The sequence below is a fragment of the Aquimarina sp. AU58 genome (assembly GCF_900312745.1).
Lineage (GTDB): Bacteria > Bacteroidota > Bacteroidia > Flavobacteriales > Flavobacteriaceae > Aquimarina > Aquimarina spinulae.
On the sequence record NZ_OMPD01000014.1, the window covers coordinates 66281 to 86938 of the forward strand.

Annotated in this window: 20 protein-coding genes; 15 read left to right on the plus strand and 5 right to left on the minus strand. The window is 32.8% G+C overall.

Features of this window, described 5'->3' with window-relative positions:
- Positions 1-51: 51 nt before the first annotated feature.
- A complete protein-coding gene (locus tag DK441_RS11975) occupies positions 52-1104 on the minus strand; it encodes a ferredoxin--NADP reductase (protein WP_074405854.1) in 1053 nt (350 codons plus the stop codon).
- Between the two features lie 229 nt (positions 1105-1333).
- Here DK441_RS11975 and DK441_RS11980 point away from each other — a divergent pair, with 229 nt between their 5' ends.
- Together DK441_RS11980 and DK441_RS11985 are read left to right on the plus strand one after the other, a co-directional pair.
- Positions 1334-2806, plus strand: a complete 1473-nt coding sequence (locus DK441_RS11980) for a DUF5687 family protein (protein ID WP_109850933.1) — start codon at positions 1334-1336, stop codon at positions 2804-2806.
- 5 nt (positions 2807-2811) lie between these two features.
- On the plus strand, positions 2812-3528 hold the full coding sequence (locus tag DK441_RS11985) for an ABC transporter ATP-binding protein (protein WP_109850934.1): 717 nt from the start codon (positions 2812-2814) through the stop codon (positions 3526-3528).
- A gap of 54 nt (positions 3529-3582) precedes the next feature.
- On the opposite strand, the gene DK441_RS11990 is transcribed toward DK441_RS11985, so the two are convergent.
- The 4 genes from DK441_RS11990 to DK441_RS12005 form a co-directional block, all read right to left on the minus strand.
- Positions 3583-4233, minus strand: coding sequence for a CHAP domain-containing protein (locus DK441_RS11990; protein WP_109850935.1), 651 nt, complete (start codon positions 4231-4233; stop codon positions 3583-3585).
- Positions 4234-4266: 33 nt separating this feature from the next.
- The gene (locus tag DK441_RS11995) at positions 4267-4587 is read right to left on the minus strand and encodes a hypothetical protein (RefSeq protein ID WP_160112073.1); all 321 of its coding nucleotides are present in this window, start codon (positions 4585-4587) and stop codon (positions 4267-4269) included.
- 93 nt (positions 4588-4680) lie between these two features.
- A complete protein-coding gene (locus DK441_RS12000) occupies positions 4681-5760 on the minus strand; it encodes an AraC family transcriptional regulator (RefSeq protein ID WP_109850936.1) in 1080 nt (359 codons plus the stop codon).
- Between the two features lie 195 nt (positions 5761-5955).
- On the minus strand, positions 5956-6147 hold the full coding sequence (locus tag DK441_RS12005) for a hypothetical protein (RefSeq protein ID WP_109850937.1): 192 nt from the start codon (positions 6145-6147) through the stop codon (positions 5956-5958).
- Between the two features lie 378 nt (positions 6148-6525).
- On the opposite strand from DK441_RS12005, the gene DK441_RS12010 reads away from it, so the two are divergent.
- The 13 genes from DK441_RS12010 (at position 6526) to dut (ending at position 20631) form a co-directional block, all read left to right on the plus strand.
- Positions 6526-9171, plus strand: coding sequence for a hypothetical protein (locus DK441_RS12010; RefSeq protein WP_235015757.1), 2646 nt, complete (start codon positions 6526-6528; stop codon positions 9169-9171).
- A 23-nt stretch (positions 9172-9194) separates the two neighbouring features.
- Positions 9195-9641 (plus strand): polymer-forming cytoskeletal protein, encoded by a 447-nt coding sequence (locus tag DK441_RS12015; protein WP_109850938.1) that lies wholly within the window; start codon positions 9195-9197, stop codon positions 9639-9641.
- A gap of 280 nt (positions 9642-9921) precedes the next feature.
- The gene (locus DK441_RS12020) at positions 9922-10152 is read left to right on the plus strand and encodes an AtpZ/AtpI family protein (RefSeq protein WP_234387083.1); all 231 of its coding nucleotides are present in this window, start codon (positions 9922-9924) and stop codon (positions 10150-10152) included.
- 613 nt (positions 10153-10765) lie between these two features.
- On the plus strand, positions 10766-11842 hold the full coding sequence (gene atpB / locus DK441_RS12030) for a F0F1 ATP synthase subunit A (protein ID WP_109850940.1): 1077 nt from the start codon (positions 10766-10768) through the stop codon (positions 11840-11842).
- A 32-nt stretch (positions 11843-11874) separates the two neighbouring features.
- Positions 11875-12066, plus strand: coding sequence for an ATP synthase F0 subunit C (atpE, locus tag DK441_RS12035; RefSeq protein WP_034244746.1), 192 nt, complete (start codon positions 11875-11877; stop codon positions 12064-12066).
- An 88-nt stretch (positions 12067-12154) separates the two neighbouring features.
- Positions 12155-12655, plus strand: a complete 501-nt coding sequence (locus tag DK441_RS12040) for a F0F1 ATP synthase subunit B (protein ID WP_109850941.1) — start codon at positions 12155-12157, stop codon at positions 12653-12655.
- A 5-nt stretch (positions 12656-12660) separates the two neighbouring features.
- On the plus strand, positions 12661-13188 hold the full coding sequence (gene atpH, locus DK441_RS12045; RefSeq protein WP_109850942.1) for an ATP synthase F1 subunit delta: 528 nt from the start codon (positions 12661-12663) through the stop codon (positions 13186-13188).
- Positions 13189-13262: 74 nt separating this feature from the next.
- Positions 13263-14843, plus strand: coding sequence for a F0F1 ATP synthase subunit alpha (gene atpA / locus DK441_RS12050; protein WP_109850943.1), 1581 nt, complete (start codon positions 13263-13265; stop codon positions 14841-14843).
- Positions 14844-14966: 123 nt separating this feature from the next.
- Positions 14967-15827, plus strand: a complete 861-nt coding sequence (gene atpG, locus DK441_RS12055) for an ATP synthase F1 subunit gamma (RefSeq protein WP_109850944.1) — start codon at positions 14967-14969, stop codon at positions 15825-15827.
- Positions 15828-16028: 201 nt separating this feature from the next.
- Entirely contained in the window at positions 16029-16520 is a 492-nt protein-coding gene (locus DK441_RS12060; protein WP_160112074.1) for a hypothetical protein, read from the plus strand.
- A gap of 138 nt (positions 16521-16658) precedes the next feature.
- Positions 16659-18533, plus strand: coding sequence for a hydrolase/aminopeptidase (locus DK441_RS12065; protein WP_109850946.1), 1875 nt, complete (start codon positions 16659-16661; stop codon positions 18531-18533).
- Positions 18534-18670: 137 nt separating this feature from the next.
- Complete coding sequence (locus DK441_RS12070; RefSeq protein WP_109850947.1) at positions 18671-20122, plus strand: oligosaccharide flippase family protein; 1452 nt, start codon at positions 18671-18673, stop codon at positions 20120-20122.
- Positions 20123-20196: 74 nt separating this feature from the next.
- The gene (dut, locus tag DK441_RS12075) at positions 20197-20631 is read left to right on the plus strand and encodes a dUTP diphosphatase (RefSeq protein WP_109850948.1); all 435 of its coding nucleotides are present in this window, start codon (positions 20197-20199) and stop codon (positions 20629-20631) included.
- Positions 20632-20658: the final 27 nt, after the last annotated feature.

Consider the following 20658-nt stretch of genomic DNA (forward strand, 5'->3'; position numbering starts at 1 on the left):
ATTTCAGCTTTGCTGAAATGTATTTTTAACAGATAAAGTTAGTCCTCAAAATCAAACATCATCAAAATCAACGGTAATCGAAGCAGAGGTTGGATGTGCCTGGCAAGCCAGAACGAGCCCTTCTTCTATTTCTCCATCGGTAAGAATGCTATTCTTTTCCATTACTGCATTACCTTCAGTGATTTTGCAAATACAAGAACTACACACTCCTCCCTGGCAGGAATAAGGAGCATCGATATCTTGGTCTAATGCTGCATCAAGAATTGTTTTTTTCTGATCCATAACAAAATTAAACTCTTCATCATCTACCAATACTTTAATATTCGATTTTCCTTCAAGATTAGTATCTATTTCTGTTGCAGAAGCACTACTGGTAAAGAGTTCAAAATGGATGTTGTCTTTAGTAATGCCGTTGTCTTGTAAAATTGAAGTTACCGTATTGATCATTTCTTCGGGACCACATAGATAAAATGAAGTAAAAGAAATGTCTTTAAATTTATTTTTTACTACATAATTTACAGTCGATTTTTCTATTCTTCCGAAGTGTGCGTTATCTTCCTGACTTCTACTATATATAAATTCTATAAATAGACGATCAGAATATTTTGCTTGTAATTCTAATAATTCTTTATGAAAAATAGTCTCTTCTGGAGTCTTATTTCCGTATACCAAAACAAAACGACTATTGGGTTCTTCTTCAAGAACTGCTTTGATCATACTCATTACGGGAGTAATACCACTACCTGCTGCAAAAGCAGCATAAGAATTATTTGCCTGGGTATTAGGAGTAATTGAGAAATTACCTTCGGGAGTATGAACTTCGAGCACATCACCCTCTTTTAATTTGTTATTCGCAATAACCGAAAATGTACCTCCGGGTATTTCTTTAACAGTCACTTTAAGAATATTACTTTTTGGAGAACTACAAATAGAATATGCTCTACGTACTTCTTTTCCTTCTACTTCGGTTTTGATAGTAATGTATTGACCTGGGATAAAAGAATAGGCACTCTGTAATGTTGTTGGTACTTCGAATGTTATAGAAACTGCCAAGGGAGTTTCTCGAGTAATATGTTGTATGGGTAATTTATGAAAATCTGACATTGTATTGTACTAAAAAACCTAATTTGAAAACTTCAGTATTAAGGAGAATTCAAAGTAGATAGTTGTATGAGCCCGATACTATATCGGAATCTCATTTTTTAAATTTGTGACAAAAATAGTAAATGCAACCAGAGAAGATAGCCTTTACGAAAAAATTTAAGCAGTTCTTAATTATTTTTTGTAACAAAATCTCGTTTTTGATTACTAAATAGTTAAATACATCTTAACTATGTTTACTCGCTTCATCAATTTACAATGGAAATCTTTTTGGCGATCAGCTTCTTTAACCTCTGGATTATTTATGAAGTTCTTTATGGGATTTTGGGCACTTTGGGTTATTGTAATGATGGCTTCGGGAGGAATTGGCGCCTTTTTTTTAATTAAGGAAAAGCTTAATCTCGATCCTCTAGAAACCATAAACAGGTTTTTGATATATTGGCTAGTCTTTGATTTGCTGTTTCGATATGCCTTGCAAAAAATGCCAGTTATTAATATTAAACCATTACTCATTCTTCCTTTCAAAAAAAGAAAAATCGTTTCATTTGCTTTTGGGAAGACAGTATTTTCATTTTTTAATATTATTCATGCTTTCTTTTTTATTCCATTTTCTATTGTATTAATTGGAAATGAATATCCAGTGTTTGATGTGCTATTATGGAATATTGGATTGACTGCATTAATTTACAGTAACAATTTCCTAAATATCATTTTAAACAAAAAAGACAATCTTATATTTATCATAGGAGGTGTTTTGGCAATTCTAGGAGGATTACATTATTTTGAATATTTTGATATTACGACATATACAGCTCCATTTTTTAAAGGATTATATGAGATTCCTTTTTTGGTATTGATTCCTATAGCGATCCTCTTGTTTTTGATAACTATATCGTTTCGATCCTTTGTAACCGACCTGTATCTGGATGCAGGATTAGCTACTAAAACCAAAAATGTAAAAACAGAAAACCTCGAGTGGTTAGATCGGTTTGGTAAGACCGCAACCTTTCTCAAGAATGATATAAAACTCATAAAAAGAAATAAGCGAGCCAGGTCCACAGTTTTGGTGAGTATTTTATTCTTATTTTACGGATTGTTGTTTTTCACAGGAGCTGTAAAGACATATGACGGACCCGTTTGGAGAATTTTTGCTGCCATTTTTGTTACTGGTGGGTTTCTATTGAGCTTTGGACAGTTCGTACCGAGTTGGGATAGTTCGTATTACCCATTAATGATGAGTCAAAATATTCGCTATAAAGAGTATTTATCTTCTAAATGGTGGTTGATGGTAATTGCAACATTAATCTCTACAGTATTAGCATCTGGATATTTGTACTATGGATGGGAAGTATATCTCGCTATACTAGTTGGAGCAATCTATAATATAGGAGTGAATTCTCATGTAGTATTATGGGCAGGAGCTTATGTAAAAACACCTATTGATTTAACCAGTAACAAAAATGCGTTTGGAGATAAACAAGCTTTTAATGCAAAGACCTTACTATTATCATTGCCTAAAATGGTTTTACCTATGATATTATATGCGATAGGCCATTATGCATATAGTCCTTATGCAGGATATGCTCTGGTAACTGTTGCTGGTATTGCAGGGTTTGCATTTAAAGATGCAGTTTTTAATAAAATAGAAAGTATTTATAGAACAGAAAAGTATAAAACGATCTGGGCATACAAACAAAAAAAATAAAAAACATGATATCAGTACATAACCTAACTAAAACATATACCGGAAATACCGTTCTTAATATTGAATCTCTAGAGATACAGAAAGGAAAGAGTTTTGGTCTGGTGGGTAATAACGGAGCAGGAAAAACAACTTTATTTAGTGCGATATTAGATCTTATTCAACCCACAACGGGATATATCGAAAATAAAGGAATTAAAGTTAGTGAAAGTGAAGAATGGAAATCGGTAACTTCTGCATTTATTGATGAGACGTTCTTGATAGGATACCTTACTGCAGAAGAGTATTTTTATTTTATAGGAGAACTTCGTGGGCAAAATAAAGCCGATGTAGATGCATTATTATCTGGTTTTGAAGACTTTTTTCATGGTGAGATTTTAGGGCAAAAAAAATATTTAAGAGATCTCTCTAAAGGAAACCAGAAAAAGGCGGGTATTGTTGCGGCACTTATTGGTAATCCAGAAGTAATTGTTCTAGATGAACCTTTTGCTAATTTGGATCCAACGACACAAATTCGCTTAAAAAAAATAATTAAAGAACTATCTACAGACCCAAATATCACCGTTTTGGTATCTAGTCATGACTTAATGCATGTTACCGAAGTATGCGAGCGAATTGTAGTGCTGGATAAAGGAGAAGTAGTAAAAGATCTTTCAACATCAGAAGAAACACTTAGAGAACTCGAAGCACATTTTGGTAAGGTGGATAGTTTAGATATAGAATAAATCAAGATTCAGGTTTCTTCCCAAATCTTGATTTAAAAGTCTGAAGATATAATATTAGCAGCTAGAATATGGTGAAGCACAAGCATAAAAAGGCGCATTTGAACAGTTTATGCTTCTGTTTGGATTTTGATATCCTTTAATCATTGGGTCATCAACAGATAACCAGACTGTACGACACACTCCACTAGGTCGATTACCTTCATTAATTTTAAGTAAAGGATCTCCAAATTGATAAACAATTTTTTCTACATAAGCTACATGTCCCTCGGGTATTCCTGTATCCATTATTACCGCCGAACCTACTGTAGGGTTACAACTATTAATTAATTTCATCTTTCCTTTTAAACATCCTGTATTTGTCCATTTGTAATGTGTGTCACAGCCAGAATCCACAGGCATAAGTCTAGAATCTATACTCCTTACATGATGAACACAGTTATTACAGTTTTGCTTTGATGTAGAGGTAGTACCAGGAGAATAATATTCAAGAATAGTTAGGATTTGCTCAGAGGTCAGGTTTTTAAATCGATCATCTTTTGATAAATCGGTATGTGGTTTACTCAAGTCAATTTTGTAATACTCAAAATCTAATTCGGTTCCGATCTCCTCGGAGGAAGTAATCGTGTCTTCTTTGCTACAACTTGTAAATAAAAATATGGCAATAAAGAATATGCTGAAATAAATTTTCATTTCTTGTGGTTTCATAATTATATTATTTTAAAAGTTAAAAAAAGAAGTTTAAGGACAATTTGAAGATGAAGAAAACCCTATAAAGACGTTTCTATACTCATCGGTTGCTATTTCCATTCCTCCACAAAAATGGTATTTTCTATCTTCTCTATATTTAGTGCAAACGCCAAGTAAACAAGAAGAACAAAATTCACGCTGAGGCCTCCAACCAGTGGTGCAATCCATATTTTCTAAAGTAGGTTTTTTTAAGTTGTTGGCATTTAGATTTTCTAATGGAGTCATTAAGAAAATGGATAGTAAAATTGCACATGCTAAGGCAAATGAAGTTTTTAAAAACTGTCCTTTTGATGTTAAGAAATACTTTTTCATGATTTGTTGTATTTAAGTGATTAATAAGTTATTACTCAGTATAAAATTACTAACCAACCATGATCTACAGAATATAAAAACCCAAGTAAGGTGTTAATTTAAATTATTTTTTACTCTTTTTTTATTTAAGTTTCGGTATTTAGAAGGTGTAGTAGAGGTGTGTTTTGTAAAGGCCTTATAAAAAGTTACTTTATTATTAAAACCCGACTCTGTAGCAATAGCTTCTATTTTATAAATATTGTATTCCGTGTCTTTCAATAATTTTTGAGAATACATTACCCGATGCTTGTTCACGTAATCATTAAAATTTTCTTTAATGAATTCAGAAAAGGTTTGTGAAATTTTATAGGGTTTCACATTAAGTTCTTTGGCCAAATAACCAATGGTAAGATCATTTTTTAGAAATATTAAATCATTAATAAACAGCTCATTAATCTTCTTTTGAATATGAACCATATCATTATGATCTAATGTAGAGTTCGAGTATTTTTTTTTGATCTCTTTCAGAAATTGAGGATTGGTATAGAGAATAATCCCAACAACAAAAATCATGATGTTGTTAAACAAATAATAGTAAGCAAATTGACGCCAGCCATCAGCGAACAAAGTAAAGAATGAAATAATTAGAGTAGAACAGATGTATATAATCGCAAGTGTAAATAAGTACACTATTACATTTGATGATAGCTTTGCCCTGTTTTTTATGGTTATATAAATAACGGCAATTGCATATAATAGTTGATGAATGGCCCTAGCGTAATTTATAGGCATAATTTGATCTAAAAAACCATCTCTCATGTATTGTAAACGTTCTTCACTAGGTAGTATCAAAATATCTATTATGAGAATATATATGATTATAAATGCTATAAAATGTAAACCATCAATTTTTGAATATCTGTTTTTATTATAGATAAAAGATTGAAAATGAAACCATAAAAAAGGACCATAAAGAAAACCCATATCGAAATAAAACCATCCCAAAAACTGAGGATATACTATAGATAGTTGGCTGGTTCCATAAAGAAACACTAATATTTCTAAACCAAATATTCCTGAAAATAAACCGATAGTCCAGCTTTTTAGATTTTTAGAATATTTGAAGAAAACCCCTCCAGAAATAAAAAGAATTGTAAGAGCTTGTATGAGGAGAAAATACCTTATGATGGTCATATTGAAAAAATAATGGACAACTCAACTCTTTTTTTAGAACCACTGCGATACTTTAATTTTTGACAAGAGAGAACTGTAAAATACCTTTCAAGATTAAAGGAAAGATACAAAAGGACATGTTTTTTAGCATATAGGGTATTGAAAATTCAATTTCAGCACCCTATATATTTTTTAAGTTAAAAGGAAAAAAAATAATTAATTCCAACATGTACCACCTGGCTGTAGGCCTGGATAAGAATCTAAAAAGCATAATTCTATAGCATAACAACATCCCTGACCTCCAGGGCAATCTTGGTGACTGGTACAATGCCTGTGAGCACCACCCATAATTTTTTGCTGTTGCTTTTTGTCTAGTGCTTTACCAAGGTTTAACAATTTTGATTTCATAATAAGAGTTTTAAGAGATTTTTGCCTTAAACATTTATAGACACTTAAGACATGAGTCTAAAATTTTGATAGCATAATAGTCTATAAAAATCACAATGAATTTATTGAATAATTTTTACCTGGAAAACAAATCACTATTATATTTAATATTTTGATAATCAATAAGATGTTGATGCTGTGATTTCCTTAATTTTCGATGTAATATTTTGATCAATAATCGATATGGTAAAAAAAGAAAGTTTAAGCCGAGAAAAAGATGTTAACAACCGGTTTTTTAACGAAAGAAATGTATTTTTACAACGCACACGTAATTTTTGTGTACAATCAACACACTAAAAGTCAAGTTTTTTAGTTATCACACGTATAAATTTATCTGGTTTGGGCAGAAAATTATTAAAGATCGCGCTGATATTGCTTTTGGCAATTGTAGGATTTGCTTGTTCTCGTAAAAAGGACAAGTTTATAAATCGTACATGGCATGATGTTACGACAAAAAATAATACACTATATAATGGCCGATTGGCTTTTGATATAGGTAAGGAAGATATCGTTCAGTCTTATAAAGACAATTTCTGGGAGTTACTACCTGTAGAAAGGATGATTGTAAGTGAAGATGTTAGACTTCCTAACGAAGTACTTAATAAAAACTTTGATAGAGCAGAGGAGAAAGCAGTAAAAGCAATCCAAAAGCATAGTATGCTTATTGATAATAAGGAACGTAATCCTAAAATCGATGAAGCATTTTTGCTATTAGGTAAGGCTCGTTATTTTGAACAACGTTTTGTGCCGGCATTAGAAGCTTTTAACTACATCTTATATAAATATCCCACAAGTAATACAATCAATCATGCCAAAGTATGGAGAGCCAAAACTAATCTTCGCCTTGATAATAACGATAAAGCGATAGAGGATCTTACCAGAATGATCGAACAGGAGTTTATGAAACCTCAGGATTATGCCGATGCTATAGCTATGATGGCTCAAGCATATATTAACTTAGAAAGAAAAGACTCTGCTGTTACTTATATTACCAAAGCTGCCGTTCATACCAGAAAGAATGAAGAGAAAGGTAGATATCTCTATATAAAGGGACAATTACTAAATGAATTAGGCTATAAAGATAGTGCAAATTACGCTTTTGATCAGGTTATTGCACTCAATAGAAAAGCGCCCAGAAAATATATGATGAATGCCTATATGGCAAAAGCTCGAAATTTTAATTATGAGAATGGCAATAAAGAAGAGTTTCTTGAATTATTAACCGATCTTGAAAAAAATCGAGAAAATCGACCGTTTTTAGATAAAATATACAACCAAAAAGCAGTTTATTTTAAAACTCTGGATTCTATTGATCTGGCTGTAGCATATTATAATAAATCATTACGAACAAAGTCTGAAGATAAATACTTAGAATCCCTTAATTATTATACTCTGGGAGATATTAGTTTTGATAGAAAAGAGTATGCTATCTCTGGAGCGTATTATGATAGCACACTTCAGCGAATGATTGTAGATTCAAAACGGTATAGGGTATTAAAGAAAAAGAGAGATAATCTTGAAGATGTTATTTTATACGAAGGTATTGCCAAAACAAATGACAGTATTCTTACTATTTTGGCTATGTCACCAGAGCAGAGAATAACGTATTATGCAGAGTATACCAATGCGTTAAAAACAAAAGCTATAGAAGAAGAAAAAGCTGCAGAAATTGCCAGAATAAAGGATAACTTGCCTGTAGAACAAAGGTATAGACAGCCAGGTTCTGGATTTGGAACAGATACTAAAGGACCAAGTGTAGAAGGAGGAACTTTCTATTTCTATAACCAAACTACTGTAGCTTATGGTAAAACTGCATTTAAAAGAACATATGGAAACAGAGAGTTACAGGACAATTGGAGAGTTTCGAGTATTTCTAATCCAGGTGCTGTTTCTACAATAGAGAAAGAGAAAAAGGATGAATACTCTATCGATACCGATCCAACATTTGACCCACAAACCTATATTGCTCAATTACCAACCGATCCTTCAGCTATAGATAGTCTTCAAACTGATCGTAACTTTGCCTATTATCAACTTGGGGTTATATATAAAGAAAAATTTCAGGAATATGGTTTAGCTATAGATAAATTCGAAAATCTATTGCAGAGCAATCCCGAAAAACGATTAATTATTCCTTCTAAATATAATTTGTACAAAATCTATTTGGCACAAGGAAACGCCTCGAGGTCCAATGCAATGATGCAGGATATTATTAATAATCATGGAGAATCGAGATATGCCAAAATTCTTCAGAATCCTGATGAAGCATTAAAGGATGATGAAAACAGCCCTAAATTTATATATAATAGGTTGTATAGAGATTTTCAGAACCAAAAATATGCATCTGTAATAAAAGAAAGCGATGAGATGATTATAAAATTTGGCGGAGATGAAGATTTTTTACCCAAATTCGAATTATTAAAAGCTCAGGCGATAGGAAGATATAGAGGATTTGAAGCGTATAAAGAAGCACTTAATTATGTATCTCTTAATTACCCTCAAAGCCCCGAAGGTAAAAAGGCACAGGTAATCTACCAGGTTACGATTCCGCAAATTCGGGATAATGCATTTTTGACCAATACAGATGAGCAGAATAACCATAAGTTGATTTATGCATTTTCTACTTTTGGAAACAATCAAGCGCAAGCATTAAAAGAACAAATAGAAGCCATTATCAAAGAACTTCGATATGAGAAAATGAAAGTTTCCTTAGATGTATATAATAAAGATCAACAATTTGTAGTTGTACATACAAACGGAAGTAGATTAGCAGCAGAAGGATTTGGGGAATTGTTGTCTTTGGGTAAAACCGAAGACACCCGTGGTGTAGATTTAACAAAGTGGAACAGGAAAAAGAAATATTATGAAAAAGTAGAGGCTACGTATTTTACGATAGCATCTCCGAATTATCGAGTACTTCAGATTCATAAAAATCTTGAAGAATATGCTCAATCAGAACCAGAATTAGAACCAGAAACCGAATAATCATTTAATCCCCCTTATATATTATGTTTTCAGACAATAAAAAAGGAAGAGATTACGGCAGTACGACCGATTTCTCTCGTAACCAAAACAAAATCTCAGAAGGAACTAAAATCATAGGAGATGTTATTTCTGAAGGAGGTTTTAGAATTGAAGGTACTATCGAAGGAACTTTTAAAACTACTGGCAAAGTAGTAGTAGGAACATCAGGCTTTATTAAAGGTACGTTAGAGTGCTCTGATGCAGATTTCGAAGGTAAGTTCTCAGGAACTCTTAACGTATCAAATACCTTATCTTTAAAACCAACGGCACATATCGAAGGCGAAGTTACTGTAGGTAAATTGGCTGTTGAACCAGGAGCAAACTTTAATGCATCTTGTTCTATGAAAGGTAATGTGAAATCTTTGAGTAAGCCTAGTGAACAGAAACCTTCACAATCGCAAACAACACAAGGACAAGGAAAATCAGCTTAGATTAGAAGTTTGTATTTACTGTATTAGGTTTTCTCTTGATTGCCGTGAATACAAACTTCTAATATAAAAAATCTAACTATAAATTAGTTATAGGACACCAAAGAGAGCATTTCTCCTCATAGAGCCAAAGCAGAAGAAAACTTCTCTTTAGTAAATAATCTCGAGCGATTTAGTGATTACTTATTTTGGTCATGATATTGGGAGATGGGATCAGACAATAGATTTTCTGTATACTTAGAATGCTTATTTAAAGTAATACTTTTTCTTAATAAAAAGAACCTTGAAAAAAAATAATCGAGGTAAAAAAGCCTTTAATAAATACATTGCCCTTACAGGGATAGCTTTCCAAATGGGAGCTACCATATTCCTGTGTGCTTACGCCGGAAAAAAACTAGATGCCTATTATGAATTGGATAAACAATGGTTTACCATGGGATTTATACTCTTTGGAGTAACCGCATCTATATATTTGGTGATTAAGCAACTCAATCGGATTAATAAATCTGATTGATTATTATAATGCATCACTATTAGATTTTTAAATTCCTTAAATGCTTCTATACTATTTAGAAAATTTAGATATTTGATGAGTTTATTTTTTGAATAAAGAATTTTAATACGCTAATGGGAAAGAACGTATTCCGTTTTTTATTTCTTTTCACTATTGTAATAGCAGGCAGTTATATGATCCATATGGGTATCATAAACACCTTTTTGCTCGAAAGAAATATCAATATTATCAAGCTTTCATATGTATTCAATAGTGCATTCACCTTTGTCTTTACAATAGTTATACTAGTGCTAAGCAAAAAATTTAAAGACCAACTTGGTTTTATTTTTATGGCCGGTAGCCTTATAAAAATAGGAGTTTTTATGGCTGTCAGTAAGCTTAATGATTTCGAAATCAATAAAAATGTCTTTCTTGATTTTTTTATAGCCTATCTAATCTGTTTAATCCTCGAAGTCTATTATGTTTCAAAAATTTTGAATTCTACTAAATAATTGATTTTCAGAAACTTAATCATTTACGGATAATCTTAAACTTATTTAGTCAAAATAGTTTAAGAATCTAACATAATTATGTACATTTGCACCGAAATTTAGGAACCGAAATTTTACGCGTAATGCAAAAACGTACTGTAGTTAAAATTTTATTGATTTTTAGTCTGGTCTTTACGACAGGAAACTTATTCGCCAAAGAATCCGAGAAAAAGGAAAATGAAGGAGAAGGAGGTTTAAAAGAACGAATCAAAGAATTTGTAGATCATCACCTTCAAGACTCTTATGATTTTACATTGTTTTCTGATGAAGAAGCAAACAAGCATTATGGCTTTCCTTTGCCTGTGATTTTATGGGATAATGGACTAAAAGTTTTTTCTTCCTCTAAATTTCACCATGGTGAATCTGTTGCCGAAGTTGATGGTAATTATTATAAGTTATACCATTCAAAAATTTATAAAACAGATGCATCAGGTACGATCAATTATGATGAAGATCATCACGCTACCAATGCAAAGCCACTTGATTTTTCTATTACAAAAAATGTTGTAAGTATGCTATTGATTAGTTTACTTATGTTTTTTATGTTTAGAAGTCTTGCTAAATCATATAAGAAAAATAACGGTATCCCTACAGGAGTAGGACGTTTCTTAGAGCCTTTGGTTTTGTTTATAAGAGATGATATAGCTATTCCTAATATTGGAGAACATAAATATAAGAAGTACATGAGCTTTTTGCTTACCGTTTTCTTCTTTATTTGGTTTTTAAACCTTTTAGGAATGACTCCTCTGGGAGTTAATGTTACAGGAAATATTGCAGTAACTTTTGCATTAGCATTAATTGTATTTTTAATCACTAATTTAACAGCGAATAAAAATTACTGGGGTCACATTTTCTGGATGCCAGGTGTGCCAACTTTTATGAAAGTTGTTTTAGCACCTATAGAATTGTTAGGAGTTTTTATCAAGCCATTTTCATTAATGATTCGTTTATACGCGAACATGACTGCAGGTCACGTAGTACTAATGAGTATTATTGGAATGATATTCATATTTAAAAACTGGATAGGTAGTCCATTGTCATTTGGATTAGCTTTTGCGTTATCAATATTAGAATTATTGGTTGCAGCATTACAAGCTTATATATTTACGATGTTGTCTGCGCTATACTTTGGTATGGCAAATGAAGAAGCGCATCACTAGAATTTGAACGTTTAATTTTTAATTATATAATTATGGAAATTCCAAATATTGTTGGAGCAGGTTTAATCGTAATCGGAGCTGGTATTGGTATCGGTAGAATCGGTGGACAGGCGATGGACGCTATCGCTCGTCAGCCAGAAGCTTCTGGTAAAATCCAAACAGCTATGCTTATTGCAGCAGCACTTATTGAAGGTATTGGATTTGCAGCGTTATTCGCAGCTTAATTTACAAACAACAGCTATAACGGTTGGTTATAGCTGTTGTTAATTAGATTTTTAAAATTAAACACTAAAGAAATTAATATCATTAATAATGGAGAAGTTAATAAATGATTTTTCGTTTGGTCTGTTTTTCTGGCAGATCTTAATCTTTGTAGGTTTACTATTATTATTAAGAAAATTTGCATGGAAACCTATTTTAGAGGCTGTAACTAATCGTGAAGAAGGAATCAAAAATGCATTAGAGTCTGCAGAAGAAGCAAGAAAAGAAATGCAAAACCTTCAGGCAGATAATGAGCGAATCTTAAATGAAGCGAGAGCAGAACGTGATGGGATGCTTAAAGAAGCTAGACAGCTTAAAGAAAACATGATCTCTGATGCAAAGTCTGAAGCACAAGCAGAAGCTGATAAAATTGTAGCACAAGCGCAAGCTACTATCGCTAGTGAGAAAAAGGCAGCAATTGCAGATCTTAAGAATCAGGTAGCAGGACTTTCTGTAGAGATTGCAGAAAAAGTAGTGAGAAAAGAATTATCTGGTAAGGACAAGCAATTAGAATTGGTTGAGTCTATGCTAGAGGATGTTACTTTAAATTAAACTAAATGAGTAGAGCAGCAATACGTTATGCTAAAGCAGTTTTGAGCCTGGCTCAAGATAAAAAAGCTACTGAAGATGTTCAGAAGGATATGCAAAGTATTATCGTGACTATTAGCGATAGCGCCGAGCTCAGAATGGTGTTAAGTAGTCCATTGATCAAAAGTGAAGTAAAACTTGCTTCATTACGTGAGATCTTTAAAAGTACTGGTGAGATTACACAAAAACTTTTTGATGTATTAATCGAGAATAAAAGAGTGAACTTGTTAGATGATGTAGCAAAGCAATACAGTATTTTGTTTGATCAGTTAAACAACACTCAGGTTGCAAAAGTAACTACCGCAGTACCACTGGATAAAGGATTAAGCGCTAAAGTTTTGGCCAAGATTAAAGAATTAACAGGTAACGAAGCTACTATAGAAAATGTAATCGATGAAAGTATTATCGGTGGATTTATTCTTAGAGTAGGTGATTTACAGTATAATGCAAGTATAGCAAATAAGCTTACAAACTTAAGAAGAGAATTAAGCAATTAATACATACATTTTAAAATATAAATTTAATAATAAGAGAATGAGTGTTCAAACTCGTTCTTTCAAACTATTATAAAATGGCAGAAGTGAATCCTGCTGAAGTATCAGCAATATTAAAACAACAATTATCTGGATTTGAAGCATCAGCTTCATTAGAAGAGGTAGGAACGGTATTACAAATAGGTGATGGTATCGCCAGAGTATACGGATTGTCTAATGCTCAATATGGAGAATTAGTACAGTTTGAATCTGGTTTAGAAGGTATCGTACTTAACTTAGAAGAAGATAATGTTGGGGTAGTACTTTTAGGTTCTTCAACTGAAGTTAAAGAAGGTGCAACTGTAAAACGTACACAACGTATTGCATCAATTAACGTTGGAGAAGGAATTGTAGGTCGTGTAGTGGATACATTAGGTAGCCCTATCGATGGTAAAGGTGCGATCGAAGGTGAAACTTTCGAAATGCCATTAGAACGTAAAGCTCCTGGAGTAGTTTTTCGTCAACCAGTAAATGAACCTCTTCAGACAGGGATCAAGTCTATCGATGCGATGGTACCAGTAGGGCGAGGACAGCGTGAATTAGTAATTGGTGACCGTCAGACAGGAAAAACAACAGTATGTATCGATACTATTCTTAATCAAAAAGAATTTTATGATGCTGGTGAACCAGTATATTGTATATATGTAGCTATAGGGCAAAAAGCATCTACAGTAGCATTAATTGCTAAAGTACTAGAAGATAAAGGTGCAATGGCATATACTACTATCGTAGCGGCTAATGCATCAGATCCTGCTCCAATGCAGGTATATGCTCCATTTGCTGGTGCTGCGATCGGAGAATATTTCCGTGATACAGGACGTCCTGCTTTAATTATCTATGATGATTTATCTAAGCAGGCAGTAGCATACCGTGAAGTATCTTTATTATTACGTCGTCCACCAGGTCGTGAGGCCTATCCTGGAGATGTTTTCTATCTTCACTCTAGATTGTTAGAGCGTTCTGCAAAAGTAATTGCAGATGATACTATTGCTAAAGATATGAATGACCTTCCTGATTCTTTAAAAGATAAAGTAAAGGGTGGTGGATCATTAACAGCATTACCAATTATCGAAACGCAAGCAGGTGATGTATCTGCGTATATCCCTACAAACGTAATTTCGATTACAGATGGTCAGATATTCTTAACATCAGATTTATTTAATTCTGGTGTACGTCCGGCAATTAATGTAGGTATCTCGGTATCTCGTGTAGGAGGATCTGCACAGATTAAGTCAATGAAAAAAGTAGCAGGTACACTAAAATTAGATCAAGCACAGTTTCGTGAATTAGAAGCATTTGCTAAGTTCGGATCTGACCTTGATGCTGCTACCTTAAACGTAATCGAAAAAGGAAAGCGTAACGTAGAGATTCTTAAGCAAGCACAAAATGATCCATATACTGTAGAAGATCAGATTGCAATCATCTATGCAGGTTCTAAAAACCTATTAAGAGATGTGCCTGTAAATAAAATAAAAGAATTTGAAAGTGATTATATAGAATATCTTAATGCTAAGCATAGAGATACACTAGATACTTTAAAAGCAGGAAAATTAACAGACGAGGTAATCGATGTGTTAATGGCTGCTTGTAAAGAAATTTCAGCAAAATATAAAAACTAGTATTAAAGTACAGCGTATTGGATTCTAATACGCTGTACTTAATAAAATAAAGTTTACTATTTAGAATGGTGTTGATCTAGAAAGTTCTCATTACTAACTACTCAATACTCAATACTAAGAAAAATGGCAAATTTAAAAGAATTACGTAGTAGAATTACCTCTGTATCTTCAACGATGCAAATTACCAGTGCCATGAAAATGGTATCTGCAGCAAAGTTGAATAAGGCACAGATGGCGATTACTGCAATGCGTCCTTATGCAGATAAACTTACCGAGCTATTGCAAAGCTTAAGTGCTTCGCTAGAAGGAGATAGCGCAAGTGCATATGCAGAAGAACGCGAAGTGAATAAAGTATTGATAGTAGCAATTGCTTCTAATCGTGGTCTAGCTGGTGCTTTTAACTCTAATATTGTTAAAGGGGTAAGAGAGCTATATCAAAATGAATATGCAGGTAAGCAAGTAGATTTTGTTACCATAGGTAAAAAAGTCAATGATGTTGTTTCAAAAACACATACAGTAGTTGCAAATAGAAGCTCGGTGTATGATGATCTTACTTTTGCTAATGTTTCAGATATTGCAGAAGAACTAATGGAGTTATTCAGTAATGGTTCTTGTGATAAGATCGTTATTGTATATAATAAATTTAGAAATGCAGCTTCTCAGGATGTTACTACAGAGCAATTCTTGCCAATTGTACCTGTAGAAAGTGATAAGAATGTAAATCTAGATTATATCTTCGAACCTTCTAAGGAAGAGATTGTAGAGCAATTAATCCCTAAGTCACTTAAAACACAATTGTATAAAGCAATACGAGACTCATTTGCATCAGAACATGGAGCACGTATGACAGCGATGCATAAAGCAACAGATAATGCTACAGAGCTTAGAGACGCACTTAAATTATCATATAACAAAGCAAGACAAGCTTCTATTACTAATGAAATTTTAGAGATTGTTGGTGGTGCCGAAGCTTTAAATAACTAATTGTAGTTTAGTATTGATTCAGCTTAGCTAGAATTTAGTATAATAAAATACCAAGACCTCATAAGTTTTCTTATGAGGTTTTTTGTTTTTTCAACAGGTATTTTGCCTATTTCCCTATCTTTAGCGAAACTAAAATTACCAAGACTATGTTTTTGGTATCAATTTTGTTTTTCAATACTTAAAATATCAAAAATGATAAATTTGAGAACAATAAGTACAACAATTGGTGTTTTGTTAGTCCTGATAACATATACACAATGTGCCAGCAGTCAACAAATCGATATGAAAACTCCAATAGTTATTAAAGATGTTTATTTTCAGAAATGGGTAGCCGGTGTTGAAGGCGGTGGTTCTGGTTTTATGCTATATATAGAAGTTAATTCGACATCAGATGTGCAATTAGAGTATGCGTATTTTAAAGGGAAAAAGATAGAACTGGGGCATAAAACCAATGAGCTTGTATATGTAGGTCATCATACTTACCCTTCTAGAAGGCAAGATCTGATTATGAGTGATGATCCTAAGAAAGAGTTTAACAACCAGTTACCGGCAGTTGAAAAAAAGCCTCCTTTCGAACTTAAAGATAATGAATGCATTGTTGCGTATACCAAAGAGGGTAAAAAAGGGTATTTCAAATTAAATAATGTACCCGAAAAAGAATTGCAAGCGTATCCGACCAGAAAGAGTCAGTAAATTGTATTGCTGTACTATTGGAAACTGTAAAGAACAACTAGTCATATATTGATGTATTTAGAGAGACAATACATAACTAGAAATACTATTTTTTTGAATAAAAGAGAATAATCAACACTATAAATTTATAAATAGGAAATGAAAAAAGTAATTACTTTATTGGTATGTGCAACACTATTGTTAGGAAGTTGTGCCGATGCTAAAAAAGAAAAAACAGAATTGAAAAAGGAAGCTTCTTTGCCTAAGTATGAAGAAGAACCACATTCTTTTGCACAACCGAATAAAGCTGCAATAAAACATTTAGATTTAAATATAGATGTTGATTTTGAAAAAGAAATCATTAGCGGAAGTGCTACTTATCAAATAGAAAACAATAACGCTTCAGAAATCATTTTGGATGTTAAATTTTTGGAAATCGAAAATGTACAGGCAGACGAAGTGGATACCAAGTTTGTATTAGGAAGATTTGACGAATACCTAGGGCAGCCACTAAAAATTGATATTCAAAACACCACAAAAACAATAACAGTTCAATATAAAACCACGAATAAAACTGAAGCATTACAATGGTTAAGTCCACAACAAACTGCCGATAAAACACATCCATTCTTATTTACGCAGGGGCAAGCAATATTAACTAGAACCTGGATTCCTATACAGGATAGTCCGCAGATAAGAATAACGTATAATGCTACAGTAAGTGTCCCATCAGACCTGATGGCAGTAATGAGTGCAGAAAACCCAAAAGAGAAAACAGAAAATGGAGAATATCAATTTAGAATGAAACAACCTATCTCTCCGTATCTCATTGCACTGGCAGTTGGAGATATTGAGTATAAGGCGATTAGTGACAGAACTGGAGTCTATGCTGAGAAATCTATGGTAGATGCTGTTCATAATGAGTTTTCGGATATGGAAAAAATGGTTGTTGCGGCCGAAAAATTATATGGAGAATATGCTTGGGAGCAATTTGATGTGATCGTATTACCACCAAGTTTTCCTTTTGGAGGAATGGAAAACCCACGTTTGACTTTTGCTACCCCTACACTAATAGCTGGGGATAAAAGTTTAACATCTGTTATAGCACATGAATTGGCACATTCCTGGTCAGGGAATTTGGTTACGAATTCAACCTGGGATGATTTTTGGCTTAATGAAGGGTTTACAGTTTATTTTGAAACCCGTATAATGGAAGAATTGTATGGAGTAGACAGGGCAAATATGTTAGCATTAATTAGTAGACAAAGTTTGGATGATGAAATAGAAGGTTTTAAATCAACACCAGATGAAACTAAATTAAAACTGAACTTAAAAGGGCGAAATCCAGATGATGGTATGAATAGTATTGCCTATGAGAAAGGATACTTATTTTTAAGAACATTAGAAGAAACAGTAGGGCGTGAAAAATTTGATAAATTCCTTAATAATTACTTTCAAACACATGCCTTCTCTACTATAAGTACAGAGAAATTCATTGTTTTTTTGAATGAAAATTTACTGAGTAAAGAGAATATTAAATTTAATGCTGATGAGTGGATTTATAAAGCAGGTGTTCCGAATAATGAAGCGATTGCAAAATCAGACAAATTTGATAAGGTCTTAGAAGCGTTAACACAATTTATCACAAATAATAAGGTAGATGTAAAAATTACCGAAAATTGGACAACCCAGGAATGGGTATATTTTGTTCGCAATTTTCCAAAAGATATAAATGAAAAACATTTAGCCATGTTTGATAAAGCTTTTGATCTAACGAATGCTACCAATTCTTATATTGCAATGGTTTGGTACGAACAATCCATAAATCATGATTACCATGGTAATCATGTAGATAAAAAAATTGAAGATTTTCTTATTACTGTAGGACGTCGTTGGTATGTTTCTACTATTTTTAAAGCGTATCAACGAAACAATAAAACAAAAGAAGCATTACTTATTTATGAGAAAGCTCGACCAAACTATCATTCTGTCACCGTAAATACTATTGATGATATTTTAGGTGTTAAGAAGTAATTTTTATTAGTTTTTAGTAACGAACTCGTTTAAGTTTTTCAATTGGTTAAAAAAATTAAACGAGTTCGTTGGTAAGAAAAACGCAACAATACGTAAGACAAAAAAATGTATTTTTACAACTATAAGTACACCGCCAATTGAGCATATTTCAGAAACTCTTTAAGCAAACTTTTATCTATGGGCTGGCAACAGTGCTTCCGCGCATGTTGTCTTTTCTGTTAGTCCCTCTGTATACAGATTTGTTACCAACAGGAGAATACGGTAAGATTTCTATTATATTTTCGTATTTCGTGTTATTCAATGTGATACTGGCTTATGGTATGGAAACCGCTTTTTTTAGGTTTTTTAATAAAGAATCTGATAAAGATGCAGTAGTAAGTACATCTGCAATATCTTTGGTGATCTCATCATTTTGTTTTTTTGTTTTAGCCTTGCTATTTAGAAACCAAATAGCAATACTTACCGATATAAGAGTTGATTACATTACCTTGGTAATTTGGATTCTTTTATTAGATGCTTTAGTAATTATCCCCTTTGCATGGCTAAGAGCAAATGAAAAGCCAATGCGCTATTCGTTGATTAAAATTCTAAATGTAATCGTTAACCTGGGGCTGAATGTCTTTCTCTTACTGTACTTAAAAACAGTATCAAAAGATTTTTCGATACTAAAGAGCATCACAATAGAGAATTATGAGATCAATTATATCTTCATTTCTAATTTGATTGCGAGCGGATTAACATTAGTATTATTGATTCCTTTCTATAGTAAGATTAAGTATCGTTTTAACCGAGTGCTTTGGAAAAAAATGATGAACTACGCTTTTCCGATTCTTATTGCAGGAGTTGCATACTCTATTAATGAAACGTTTGATAGGATTTTGTTGGATTACCTGTTGCCAGAAGATGTAGCTGATCATTTGGTGGGGGTATATTCTGCCTGTTATAAACTGGCATTGTTTATGACTTTGTTTGCTACAGCTTTTAGATTAGGAATAGAACCATTTTTCTTTAACTACTCCGAAAATAAGAATGCTCCCGAAACCTATGCCAGAATTACCAAATACTTTGTAGCTTTTGGGGCGGTTATTTTGCTTGGGGTGATCGTTTTTGTACATTTATTAAAAGACCTCATCATAAGAGATCAGGCATATTGGGAGGCCGTTAAAATTGTTCCGATAATTTTATTAGCCAATCTCTGCCTCGGGATATACCATAACCTTTCTGTATGGTATAAAATTACAGATAGAACTAAGTTTGGAGCCTATATTTCTGTAATAGGGGCTATAATTACATTAGTATTAAACTTTATTTTAATACCAAAATATAGTTACCTTGGATCAGCTATAGCAACACTAGCGGCTTATGGATCTATGATGATGTTATCATGGTATTATGGTAAAAAATATTACCCTATTCCTTATAATCTTAAAAAGATAGGAATGTATCTTTCTATATCTATTACCTTTTCGATTTTATCATTTTATGTTTTTGATAGTAATTATATAATTTCTATCCCATTGTTACTTGGGTTTTTAGTAATTTTGTACGCCTCAGAAAAGAAAGAATTAAAACAAATTTTAAAAAGATAAGTCTGGTTAAAATTTTGACTCTTACCGCTTATGGCAAAGTAGTCTAACTTTTACAGGATAATTAGGATATCAATATGCAGATAAAAATAATTAATCAATCATCTCACGATCTACCTCATTACGAAACTATTGCTTCGGCAGGAATGGATCTAAGAGCACATATAACAAAATCAATAACGCTAAAACCACTAGAGCGTACAATTGTAAAAACCGGATTGTTTATAGAGTTACCGATTGGGTATGAAGCACAAGTGCGTCCACGTAGTGGATTAGCAGCCAAAAAAGGGATTACAGTACTTAATGCACCAGGAACAATAGATGCAGATTACCGGGGAGAGATTGGGGTGATTTTAGTAAATCTGTCGAATGAAGATTTTACTATTCAGAATGGAGAACGAGTAGCCCAAATGGTAATTGCAAAACACGAACGGGCAGAATGGATCGAGGTAACAGAATTATCAGAAACAATTAGAGGAGAAGGAGGATTTGGAAGTACAGGAGTTAAATAAAACAACAATCATCATAAAACCAATTTA